The sequence below is a fragment of the Listeria farberi genome, assembly GCF_014229245.1.
GTDB classification, from domain to species: Bacteria; Bacillota; Bacilli; order Lactobacillales; family Listeriaceae; genus Listeria; species Listeria farberi.
Genome location: NZ_JAARZJ010000009.1, coordinates 139,246 through 150,201 on the forward strand (window position 1 = coordinate 139,246; position 10,956 = coordinate 150,201).

At 36.8% G+C, this 10,956-nt stretch carries 12 protein-coding genes; 8 read left to right on the forward strand and 4 right to left on the reverse strand.

Annotation, left to right across the window (positions count from 1 at the left end; translation table 11 throughout):
• Positions 1–41 precede the first annotated feature (41 nt).
• The gene (locus tag HCB45_RS09775; RefSeq protein ID WP_003724594.1) at positions 42–389 is read right to left on the reverse strand and encodes a magnetosome magnetite crystal formation protein family; all 348 of its coding nucleotides are present in this window, start codon (positions 387–389) and stop codon (positions 42–44) included.
• Positions 390–494: 105 nt separating this feature from the next.
• Positions 495–1,058: a TetR/AcrR family transcriptional regulator gene (locus HCB45_RS09780; protein WP_185619723.1), complete on the reverse strand. Its 564-nt coding sequence runs from the start codon at positions 1,056–1,058 to the stop codon at positions 495–497.
• Positions 1,059–1,242: 184 nt separating this feature from the next.
• On the opposite strand from HCB45_RS09780, the gene HCB45_RS09785 reads away from it, so the two are divergent.
• The 6 genes from HCB45_RS09785 (at position 1,243) to HCB45_RS09810 (ending at position 8,715) form a co-directional block, all read left to right on the forward strand.
• A complete protein-coding gene (locus tag HCB45_RS09785) occupies positions 1,243–2,004 on the forward strand; it encodes an SDR family oxidoreductase (RefSeq protein WP_185319334.1) in 762 nt (253 codons plus the stop codon).
• A 179-nt stretch (positions 2,005–2,183) separates the two neighbouring features.
• Positions 2,184–3,257 carry a GGDEF domain-containing protein gene (locus HCB45_RS09790; RefSeq protein WP_185619715.1) on the forward strand — a complete coding sequence of 358 codons (1,074 nt, stop codon included), beginning with the start codon at positions 2,184–2,186 and terminating at the stop codon, positions 3,255–3,257.
• Positions 3,258–3,362: 105 nt separating this feature from the next.
• Positions 3,363–4,730 (forward strand): sigma-54 interaction domain-containing protein, encoded by a 1,368-nt coding sequence (locus HCB45_RS09795; protein ID WP_185607835.1) that lies wholly within the window; start codon positions 3,363–3,365, stop codon positions 4,728–4,730.
• A 230-nt stretch (positions 4,731–4,960) separates the two neighbouring features.
• Complete coding sequence (locus HCB45_RS09800; protein ID WP_185619717.1) at positions 4,961–6,544, forward strand: acyl CoA:acetate/3-ketoacid CoA transferase; 1,584 nt, start codon at positions 4,961–4,963, stop codon at positions 6,542–6,544.
• On the forward strand, positions 6,541–7,764 hold the full coding sequence (locus HCB45_RS09805; protein WP_185319330.1) for an L-lactate MFS transporter: 1,224 nt from the start codon (positions 6,541–6,543) through the stop codon (positions 7,762–7,764). The genes HCB45_RS09800 and HCB45_RS09805 overlap by 4 nt, the downstream gene beginning before the upstream one ends.
• A gap of 21 nt (positions 7,765–7,785) precedes the next feature.
• On the forward strand, positions 7,786–8,715 hold the full coding sequence (locus HCB45_RS09810) for a DUF561 domain-containing protein (RefSeq protein WP_185619720.1): 930 nt from the start codon (positions 7,786–7,788) through the stop codon (positions 8,713–8,715).
• Between the two features lie 43 nt (positions 8,716–8,758).
• On the opposite strand, the gene HCB45_RS09815 is transcribed toward HCB45_RS09810, so the two are convergent.
• Together HCB45_RS09815 and gloA are read right to left on the reverse strand one after the other, a co-directional pair.
• Positions 8,759–8,917: a hypothetical protein gene (locus HCB45_RS09815; protein ID WP_003763485.1), complete on the reverse strand. Its 159-nt coding sequence runs from the start codon at positions 8,915–8,917 to the stop codon at positions 8,759–8,761.
• A 25-nt stretch (positions 8,918–8,942) separates the two neighbouring features.
• Entirely contained in the window at positions 8,943–9,332 is a 390-nt protein-coding gene (gloA, locus tag HCB45_RS09820) for a lactoylglutathione lyase (RefSeq protein ID WP_010991098.1), read from the reverse strand.
• A gap of 131 nt (positions 9,333–9,463) precedes the next feature.
• On the opposite strand from gloA, the gene HCB45_RS09825 reads away from it, so the two are divergent.
• Positions 9,464–10,081: an MBL fold metallo-hydrolase gene (locus tag HCB45_RS09825; protein WP_185319329.1), complete on the forward strand. Its 618-nt coding sequence runs from the start codon at positions 9,464–9,466 to the stop codon at positions 10,079–10,081.
• Between the two features lie 66 nt (positions 10,082–10,147).
• Positions 10,148–10,819 (forward strand): cyclic nucleotide-binding domain-containing protein, encoded by a 672-nt coding sequence (locus tag HCB45_RS09830; RefSeq protein WP_185319328.1) that lies wholly within the window; start codon positions 10,148–10,150, stop codon positions 10,817–10,819.
• Positions 10,820–10,956: the final 137 nt, after the last annotated feature.

Consider the following 10,956-nt stretch of genomic DNA (forward strand, 5'->3'; position numbering starts at 1 on the left):
AAAAAAGCTATCCTAAGAAATTTAGGATAGCTTTTTTCATTTTAAATCCAAGCATCTTCTTCATTTTTCGTTAAAAGCATTTGAATACCTCGAACAATATTAAAGATAAACAGTCCAACAATAGCTATTAGTGTAAATATAAATAAGCTACCGGTAACGAAAAATGATACATTTGCAAGTAAACCGCCATTTGTCAAAGCTGTAACGAAAACACTGGAGAAACACAGAACACCAGCGATAGTCGGGATAATGTGAGTTAGTAATGCAACTTTAGCATGATGAGTAACATCCTCTGATTTAGCAAAAATCCAAATCAATACTGGCACAATAACTGGAGCAAAGAGGATACTAAAATAACTTAAAGCATTTAAAATACGATGATCATTCATAATCAACACACCTTTCTAAGATGTCTTTATTATAGCAAGACTAGGATTATGAAGCCCTCGTTTCAAGTTACAAAAAAGGAAAATAATATAACAAATATGTAAGAATTATACGATTGGATTTTTAGCCTGAATAATATGAAGAAGTTGCTCTGACATAAACGCCGGTGAATGAGCAAAACTTTCTTCTGCCCAAAAAATAATCATGCCGAAAATCGCATGTGCTTGATAAGACGCAAGTAACACGGGCTCTATCCTCGATTTATCAGCTGAATAGTCAAAGTCATTTAAAATAAGTTCCCGTATAACATCACAAACTTGATTTTGAAAACTGGGACGGATTGTTGATTTTATAACTTGTGTATAAAAAGCTTGATGACCGTAAACATGATCAAAAATTTTTATCATGGAAGGTGTAAGTGTTTGGATGGAAAAAGGCGTCTTATGTGTATAAGGGTCTTGATACGCTTTTTGTAAATCAGCCAGCACTTCATCAATAATACTATCTAAAAGTTCTTCTTTGTCACGGTAATGTTTATAGAAAGTGCCTCGATTAACATCTGCTACTGTAACAATATCCGTAATAGTAATCTGTTGAAAAGGTTTTTCATCAAGAAGAGTAAATAAAGCTTGGTTTAAGGCTTGCTTTGTTTTTTTAATCCTTCTATCCATCATTTTGAAACCCCCATCTGAGAAAATTTCCTATTACTATACATATAACGCAAAAGTGTTGCTTAATCAACAAAACAGGCTTTCTTTACATATTGAAAGCGTTTTACTGCGGGGATATAATTGAAATAAGAAGGATAGATATTTATCTTTCTTAGCGTAATAAAAGTGAAGGAGGAAGTTATTTATGGGGAAATTAACTGGAAAAGTAGCAGTGGTAACAGGGGCAGCTTCTGGAATGGGGCAACAAATTGCCATTCTTTTTGCGAAAGAAGGAGCGAAAGTTGTTGTTGCGGATTTAAATTTAGAGGCGGCACAAGAAACAGTAGCTTTAATTGAAAAAGAACAAGGTACAGCACTTGCGGTTGTTGCGAATGTAACGAAACAAGATGATATTGAAAGCATGATTAACAAAGCTACTGAGACATATGGAACGTTAGATATTTTAGTAAACAATGCGGGCATCATGGATAATTTTGTTCCGGCCGGTGAATTAACAGATGAGCTATGGGATAAAGTGTTTGCGATAAATACAACTGGAGTAATGCGAGCAACTAGAAAAGCACTTCATATTTTTGAAGAAAAGGGACAAGGAGTTATCGTTAATATTGCATCTGCTGGAGGTTTGTTTGGTTCAAGAGCAGGGGCAGCGTATACAGCTTCTAAACATGCTGTCGTTGGTTTTACAAAAAATGTTGGCTTCCAGTATGCTAATAAAAATATCCGTTGTAATGCTATAGCGCCTGGAGCTGTCAATACAAATATTGGTACTACTATTTATGCTCCAGATCAATTTGGGCAAGAACGAGCTATGATTGGAATGGGAACAAACCCTCGAGCTGGTGATGCTTCTGAAATTGCTAAAGTAGCTCTGTTTTTAGCTTCGGATGATGCTAGTTTTGTTAACGGTACGGTAATTACAGCAGATGCTGGGTGGACAGCTTATTAAATAAAATAAATCCGCATGAGAAATATTTTCTTTTGCGGATTTTTTATGAGAAAATAAACAGATAGATATTTTTTAACAACTTCGCATTTAGGGGTTGTTTCTTTGTGTAAAGAGCATGAATGAATAGTTGTGAGCATAATGGGGTATTTGAATAACAAAGTGAAAGGCGGGGATGCTTTTTGGTTGAACAGTTGGTAAGTAATGCAGCGATATTACTCGCAGGGTTTTATATTATTTCATTAGTTTATAAAGAACCAATTACAAAAGAATTATCGACAAATAGAAAAATGGGAGTAGGCGTATGGGCGGGATTACTTGGATTTGCTCTAATGATTTTTGGGATACCGATTTCAAATAATGTGATTGTTGATTTGCGTCATATTCCTATTATTATGGTAGGGTTTTACGGTGGTCCAATTCCTGCAATTGTTTCTGCAGTTATTATTACAGCTTCACGCTTTATAATATCAGTGAATGTGGCAGCAGTGATGGCTGGAATAGTGATGATGTTAATTGGCGTCATAACAGCTCTTTTTAGCAAACGATTGGAAAAATATAATATTTGGGGCGTTTTTATTTTAAATATTATTGCATGCGGTTTTGTAGTCGTGAACTTACATTTGATTTTAGCAAAAGAGCCAGACTTCTGGGTTAATATGTTTACATTTGTATCAATCGCGCTTGTAATTGGCGCTGTTTCCGCAGTTTTAATGAAGAATATGATTAAATCAAAGCAATTATTTCAAAAATACGAACAAGACTCTACGCTTGATTATCTGACTCGGTTATCGAATGTAAGGCAATTTGATGAAAAAATCAACCATGTGATGGATGCTGGTAGTAGACAAGTAACATTAATGTTAATCGATATTGATTACTTTAAAAATATTAACGATACATATGGCCATGACGCTGGTGACGCCATTTTGAAACAATTAGCTATTATTTTAAAACGAAATACATCAGATGGTTCAGAGGCTTTTAGAAATGGCGGGGAAGAATTTTCCATTGTCTTATTAGATTGTCCGATTGAAAAAGGTAATTTTTTTGCTGAACAAGTTCGTAGAGAAACAGAAGAGCACGATTTTATTATACCAAGTGGAAAACTAGTGAAAATTACGATTTCCGTTGGAGTTAGTAGTAGTAAAGATGGTGCTAATACTAGTGAAGGTTTGTTTAAATCTGCCGATGACGCTCTGTATAAAGCAAAATTAACAGGTCGAAATCGAGTTTGTGTTGCTGATAGAAATTAGCGTGTCGCAAAAAAACGAGTACTTCTAGTAGATGTCTTATGTTATAATAGATTGTGTAATGATGAGCAAATAACTAGGAAACTAGTCCAAAAGGATGAGCTTTTAATGTTTGACTTAATGGATAACTTGCTGGGAGTACAGTCATTTGGCGAATTAAACAAGGACATGCCGACAACGCTTTTTGTCACAGATGCAGACGGTAATATTTTAATTTCGAATAAATTCACTGCACTTACTGTCGGAATGTCGCTCGAAGAATTACTCCGTTGTAATGTAAGAGATTTAGTGGAAGACGGTGTGTACAATGATTCTGTCACACTAGAAGCAATCCGCACCAAACAAAAGAAAACTAAGGTTATCAATACGAAGAAAGGTTTTAGTATTCGTTCGACTTCTACCCCAATTCTTTACCCAGATGGCACAGTCCATCTAGTTGTTACTATGTCAGATGAAACGCAACCAGATAGTTTTAAAACATGGCGAGGGGAGGCAATTTCGGGCAATAAAGAGTCACTTCTTCTTGAAGATTATAAGGAAAATGATGGTACCGTGATAGTAGCGGAGAGCGTCGCGATGAAGCAAATAGTTCGGGTGTGCAACCAAATAGCTCCGTTTGACAGTAAGGTCCTATTATACGGAGAGTCTGGTACTGGTAAAGAAGTTTTGTCGCGCTATATTCATGAAAAAAGTGAACAAGCTGCTGGGCCATTTATTTCGATTAACTGTGCGGCGATACCAAAAGCGCTATTTGAATCTGAGCTTTTCGGACATGAAAAAGGCTCATTTACCGGTGCTGATATTGAAAAGCCCGGGATGCTTGAACTAGCTGATGGTGGTACATTGTTTTTAGATGAAATTTCTGAAATGCCACTAGAACTTCAAGCGAAAATGCTCCGAGTTCTTGAAACTGGTGAGGTAAGAAGGCTTGGTTCGACAACCGAGACGAAACGCCGCTTTAGACTTATTTCAGCGACCAATCGAAATCTTGGCGAAATGGTTGAAAAAGGAACGTTTAGGCGTGATTTATATTATCGTATTAACGTAGTGCCGGTTCACATTCCGGCACTCAGAGAGCGACCGCAAGATATTATTGGTCTTGCACGTCAGTTCATTCAAAAATTTAATCAAAAGTATCAAAAAGATTTTCAGTTAAGCGGCGATAAAACGAAAGAATTACTTTCTCATAACTGGCCAGGAAATGTACGTGAACTTAGAAACCAGATTGAACGCTTAGTTGTTATGTCTGGAAATAAAGAAGTGACAGTTGCGGAAACAGATGATTTTGCACTAGACTTACATTTTAAAGAGCAAACGAAAAAAGAATCACTTCATCTAAAAGATTATTTACAAGACGTGGAAAAACACTTTATTTTGCGAGTGCTCGAAGAAAGTGATGGAAACGTGACAAAAGCAGCTAGTGTGCTTGGGATTCATCGCTCTGTCTTATATCGAAAACTAAAAACACTTCATTAATTTAGAAAACCTAATCGGAATACGCGATTAGGTTTTTTTGTTGCGTTTTCGCGACTGTTATTTGTAGTGGTACTAATTTTTATGTCGCTTTCTTGCGACAATTACTAACGCTTAAATTTATGAAAGCTGATATAGAGCCATTTTTAATATTGGCACGAAAGTTGCTTTATAAGTAATTGCATATCATTACAAATTTATGTGAATAATTGAACAAATGAGGAGTGAGGAATTTGTCAAAAGTAATAAAAGCAAGTGAAGCAGCAAAATTAATAAAAGATGGCGATACTGTTGCTTTTAGTGGTTTCGGTTTAGCTTGTGTTAATGAAGAAATGGCTATCGCGGTTGAAAAGCGTTTTTTAGAAGAAGGTGCTCCGCGTAATCTGACAGTTATGCATGCTAGTGCGCTTGGTGATCGCAGGGAAAAAGGAATGAGTCACTGGGGACATGAAGGATTGATTAAGCGCTGGATTGGCGGGATTGCGATTGCTTCTCCTAAAATGGCGAAATTAATTGAAGAAGACAAGTGTGAAGCATACAATTTACCACAAGGTGTAATTACGCAACTTTACCGGGAAATTGCTGCTAAACGACCAGGCGTTATTACAAAAATTGGTATGGGAACATTTGTAGATCCACGTATTGAAGGGGCAAAAATGTCCGCGAGTTCCACAGATAACTTAGTCGAGCTATTGACGATTCACGACGAAGAATGGCTATTTTATCCAAGTTTTCCAATTCAAGTTGCGCTCATTCGAGGAACTGTGGCAGATGAATTTGGTAACTTAACTTTAGAAAAAGAAGGCTTACATATGGAAGTCTTACCAATCGCGCAGGCAGTTCGAAATTCAGGCGGAATTGTTATCGCTCAGGTAGAATCAGTCGCTAAAAAAGGATCGCTTAATCCAAAAGATGTCCGCGTTCCTGGGATTTTAGTTGATCATATTGTTATTTCAGAACCAGAAAATCATTTCCAAACTGAAAATACGCAGTACAACCCAGCATTTTCTGGGCATATTCAAGTTCCACTCGGAGATATTGAACCACTTCCGTTAGATGACCGTAAAGTGATTGCACGTCGTTCAGCAGCAGAACTAGAACCACAAACCATTCTAAATTTAGGTGTAGGAATTCCAGTGAACGTCTCAACTGTTGCAGCGGAAGAAGGCGTGAGTGACCAATTAATACTAACAACGGAAGCAGGATCTGTTGGCGGTGTTCCAGCTGGTTTAGCAGATTTCGGTCATGCTTATAACAGTGAAGCTATTGTCGATCATCATTCGCAGTTCGATTTTTACGATGGTGGCGGACTTGATTTATCCGTACTTGGTTTGGCGCAAACAGACGAATCAGGTAATGTGAATGTCAGCAAGTTTGGCTCAAGAGTTGCTGGCTGCGGTGGATTTATTAATATTTCTCAATCAGCGAAAAAATTAATCTTTGCCGGAACTTTTACAGCAGGTGGTTTAAAGACGCGTGTAGCTGATGGCAAATTAGAGATTTTACAAGAAGGAAAAGCTAAAAAGTTTATCAAACAAGTTCAACAAATCACATTTAGTGGCGAATACGCTTCAACGACTGACCAAATCATCCTTTATGTGACAGAGCGAGCTGTATTCCGTTTAGAAAATGGCAAAATGGTTCTAACAGAAATCGCACCAGGAGTTGATTTGGAAAAAGATATTCTTGGACAAATGGAATTCGAACCCGTTATTGCAAGTGATTTAAAAGTAATGAATAGCGGTATGTTTAGCAAACAATGGGGCGGTTTAAAAGCTATTATTGAAAAACAAACAAGAGAGGGAGTATCTATATGACAAAAGAAATAAACCGTTGGGGAGTCTTAATTGGTTCTGTTGGCGTTCTACTTTGTACTGGGGCAGTATACGCATTTAGTGTATTTGCTGGACCGCTTAGTGCTGCTCATGGCTGGACAATTCCACAAGTTATGATGGCATTTACAATTAATGCGGCGATTGGGCCGATTCCAACTATTTTAGGTGGGATTTTAACGGATAAAGGGAAAGCAAAATGGGCCATTTTAATTGGAGGTATACTGTTCGGGCTTGGTTTTGCGCTAACAGGCTTTGCTACCTCGACCACAATGCTTTACTTATCTTATGGTGTCCTTGCTGGGCTTGGACAAGGCTTTGCATATTCAGGATGTCTGAGCAACACGATTCGACTTTTCCCAGATAAACGTGGTCTTGCTTCTGGACTTATTACTGCAGGGATGGGTGGAGCGACAATTATTGCTGCACCGATTGCGAACCACTTAATTGAAACATATAACGTAATGACAGCATTTAAAATTATGGGAGCTGTTTATATCGCAGTTGTCATTGGATGTAGTTTCCTTATTCGCGTCGCACCAGCTGGTTATGCACCAAAAGGTTGGACACCACCTGCTGGAAATGCAGCTGGCATGGTAAATGTACCTTGGACGGGAATGGTTCGAACAGTTACTTTTTATCTGATTCTTTTAATGCTAGGTATTGGTGCGTTTTCAGGCTTGATGATTGCTTCTAATGCATCTTTAATTGGTCAAAATATGTTTGGCTTAACGGCTGCATCGGCTGCTGCTTACGTTAGTATTTATTCACTAAGCAACTGTTTAGGTCGAGTAGTTTGGGGTGCTGTATCTGACCGTCTGGGTAGATCTAATACTTTAATGATTATTTATACAGTAATTGCTCTATCTTTATTCGCACTTGCAACTCTTCAGTCTGTTGTAGGTTTTGTTATTGGAATCATCGGACTTGGACTTTGTTTTGGTGGTACAATGGGTGTTTTTCCATCTATTGTTATGGAAAATTACGGTCCGAAAAATCAAGGCGTCAACTACGGAATCGTCTTCATTGGTTATTCTACAGCTGCCTTCTTTGCTCCAAAAATGGCAGCGCAAATCGCCGGTCAAAACGGTGGCGACTTCACACAAGCTTTCTATATAGCTATCGCCCTTGCTGCTGTAGGACTTTGTATTAATATTGTTTATAAATTACGTGAGAAAAAACAACCAACTAAAGAATTAGCGTAAAAATAGAGAGGAGAAAAGAAAATGAGTTTAACTGAAATGCTACAAATCAAATATCCAATTTTACAAGGGGCAATGGCACAAATTGCCACATATGAATTAGCTTCGGCGGTATCAAATGCAGGTGGGCTAGGAATTATCGCATCAGGTGGAATGTCAGCAGACACATTACGAGAACAAATTCGTCTTTGTAAAGAAAAAACAATGAAACCGTTCGCTGTAAATATCATGTTGATGATGCCAAATTGTCCAGAACTTGTAGATGTCATTATTGAAGAAGATGTGCGAGTTGTTACAACTGGGGCAGGAACACCTAAACCATTTATGGAAAAATTTAAAGCAGCTGGAATTAAAGTTATCGCTGTTATCCCATCTGTAAAAATTGCACAAAAAATGGAAGAAATCGGTGTAGATGCAGTTGTTGCAGAGGGTACAGAAGCAGGGGGACATGTTGGAGAAACTACAACAATGGCACTCGTTCGTCAAGTCGTTTCAGCAGTAAATATCCCTGTCATTGCAGCAGGCGGAATTGCAGATGGTCACGGAATGGCTGCAGTTTATGCGTTAGGCGCAAGTGGTGTCCAAATCGGCACACTTTTCCTTGTTGCTGAGGAATGCCCGGTTCCAGCTAGCTTTAAGCAAGCGGTACTTGACGCAACGGATACGAGCACAACTGTAACAGGCCGCCGAAATGGTGCGCCAGTTAGAAGTATAAAAAACCCAATGATTCAAAAATATGTAGAACTAGAAAACGAAAATGCTTCTAGAGATAAATTAGAAGAATTAACACTTGGCTCCCTTAGAAAAGCAGTCCATGAAGGTGATGTCGAAAATGGTTCCGTCATGGCTGGACAAATTTGCGGAATGTTAACTGAAATTCGTTCCACAAGTGATATTATCGAAAATCTGATGAAAGAGTCAAAACAAGTCGCAAGTAACCTAGTCATTCAATAATAAAAAGGGCCAGCAGAATCTAATAGATTTTGCTGACCCTTTTTCATTTACGTCGATACATTTTGGTTAAATCTACCATTAAATAAACGAGCAATACTGCTGTAATGATAACAGCGATAAGATTAGCTACATCATTATGGAATAGAAAACTAATCCCATTGATGGCTAATGCAATTAAAATAATTATGAAATATTTTATCATTAGAAGTCTCCAGTTCTCTTTCTAATTATAAAGCGCCATCTTGAATGATTTCTGTTTTATAACCATCTGGATCTGTTAAGAAGTAATAGAATGGATCTTCACCTGGAAGTCCTTTTAAGTCTGTAACGGTGTAACCAGCTTCTTTATGTTCCTCAAGTAAAGCACGTACATCAGGAACGCCAACAGCTAAATGGCCATAACCGTTTCCTAAGTCGTAAGCTTCTTTTTGGTCATAGTTGTATGTTAATTCTAGTTCAAAACCGCCTTCTTCAAACGCCATATAAACTAAAGTGAATTCGAAATCAGGGAAATCTTTACGACGAACTTCTTTTAACCCTAATGCTTTTTCATAAAAAGCAATGGATTCAGTTAGATTTTTTACGCGGATACACGTATGTAACATTTTTGCAGTCATTTTTTCTTCCTCCTTTTAAACTTCTTTCTTCATTGTAGTATATCTCGGAAGTGAATACAAACAAGGAATATTGATGGAAGTAAAGCCACTTTTTCGGTATAATGATGATTGTGAAGAAAGGCGGAAGTGAAATGACAAAAATCAAACGAATTATGACAGGAATAATCCAAGAAAATTGTTATATCATTTATCAAGATAATTTAGCATTAATTGTTGATCCGGGCGAAGAAGCTAATAAAATTGAAGCGGAAATTGCTAGTCTAGGAGTGAAACCGATTGCTGTTTTACTAACGCATTGTCACTATGATCATATTGGCGCTTTAGAAGAAATTCGCTCGACTTATCAAATCCCGGTATATGTTAGCCCCTTAGAACAAGAATGGCTTTCCAATCCAGATTTAAACCTATCTGCGCAAATCGCTGGAAAAGCAATTATTGCAGAGCCTGCTGAATACGAGTTTACATTGGGTGAGTATAATATAGAAGGTTTTCGCTTTAAAGTAGTTCCGACACCAGGCCATTCAATCGGCAGTGTAAGTTTTATTTTTGATGATTTTGTAGTAGTAGGTGATGCGCTCTTTAAAGGAAGCATTGGTCGAACTGATTTATATACAGGAGATTTTGATACATTAATTAATAGTATTAAAACACAATTATTTATACTACCAGATGATTTAGCAGCTTATTCAGGACACGGAGATGCAACTACTATCGGACATGAAAAGAAAACAAACCCATATTTCAACTAAAAAAGAACTTGCAGAAGCATCTAGTCTGCAGTTTTTTTGTAATTAATATAGAGAGGATGTTAGAACATGCATTCAGATGAAGAAATTTTCAAAGATACGACAACTAAAGCCCTACTCCAATTACTAAAAAAAGATATAGATTTTCATGAACATTGTTACCAAGAAATTTTTCCAAGAGGGAAAGAAATCAAAATGAATGATAACAAAAACTTCAAGATTTATCTAGTGGAAAGTGGTTATTTTGCTTATTGCCTCAAAAATGAATATGGCGACTTTGGAATTATTAGTTTTGTTAGTAGTGAGGTTGCTATTAATTTAATTCCATTAATCCAAGAAGAACCGGAAGATGCTTTTTTACGCTGTTTAACTCAAGTTCGTTGCTGGGTGCTTGATCCTGATTTTGTTGGGCGAGTGTTAGACGAAACTAATCAAAAAGCTAATTTCTTATTGTCGAACTTACTATACACAAGAAAAGTTTATTTTAAAGCTAGTAAACGTACTTTTATGAAAAAAGAACTTCGTATTAGAGCTTGTCTTAAAGAAGTTGGTTTATATATGGGAAGAGTAACGAAAGATAAAGAATATATTTTACCAGATGAAATTAATAATTCTATTTTAGCTCAATATGCAAATACTACAAGAGAATATACAAATATTATCGTATTGAAATTAAGAAAAGATGGAATTTTAGATGATAGTCATAAGCCATGGATAATTAAAAAAATGGATGCGTTATAACTTATAAAACTTAATATTTATTGATTTTATTGCTGTAAAAGGTGGAAAAATTAAAAAAGTATCTAAAAAAACGTGATAAAAAATGTCACAAAAAGTACTTATTTAGCTATTTTATACCTAAAAAATGTTGGTTTTAA

Coding starts and splice junctions, on each gene's coding strand:
- HCB45_RS09775 (WP_003724594.1), bottom strand. CDS start 389: ATGAATGATCATCGTATTTTAAATGCTTTAAGTTATTTTAGTATCCTC.
- HCB45_RS09780 (WP_185619723.1), bottom strand. CDS start 1,058: ATGGATAGAAGGATTAAAAAAACAAAGCAAGCCTTAAACCAAGCTTTA.
- HCB45_RS09785 (WP_185319334.1), top strand. CDS start 1,243: ATGGGGAAATTAACTGGAAAAGTAGCAGTGGTAACAGGGGCAGCTTCT.
- HCB45_RS09795 (WP_185607835.1), top strand. CDS start 3,363: ATGTTTGACTTAATGGATAACTTGCTGGGAGTACAGTCATTTGGCGAA.
- HCB45_RS09805 (WP_185319330.1), top strand. CDS start 6,541: ATGACAAAAGAAATAAACCGTTGGGGAGTCTTAATTGGTTCTGTTGGC.
- HCB45_RS09810 (WP_185619720.1), top strand. CDS start 7,786: ATGAGTTTAACTGAAATGCTACAAATCAAATATCCAATTTTACAAGGG.
- HCB45_RS09815 (WP_003763485.1), bottom strand. CDS start 8,917: ATGATAAAATATTTCATAATTATTTTAATTGCATTAGCCATCAATGGG.
- gloA (WP_010991098.1), bottom strand. CDS start 9,332: ATGACTGCAAAAATGTTACATACGTGTATCCGCGTAAAAAATCTAACT.
- HCB45_RS09825 (WP_185319329.1), top strand. CDS start 9,464: ATGACAAAAATCAAACGAATTATGACAGGAATAATCCAAGAAAATTGT.
- HCB45_RS09830 (WP_185319328.1), top strand. CDS start 10,148: ATGCATTCAGATGAAGAAATTTTCAAAGATACGACAACTAAAGCCCTA.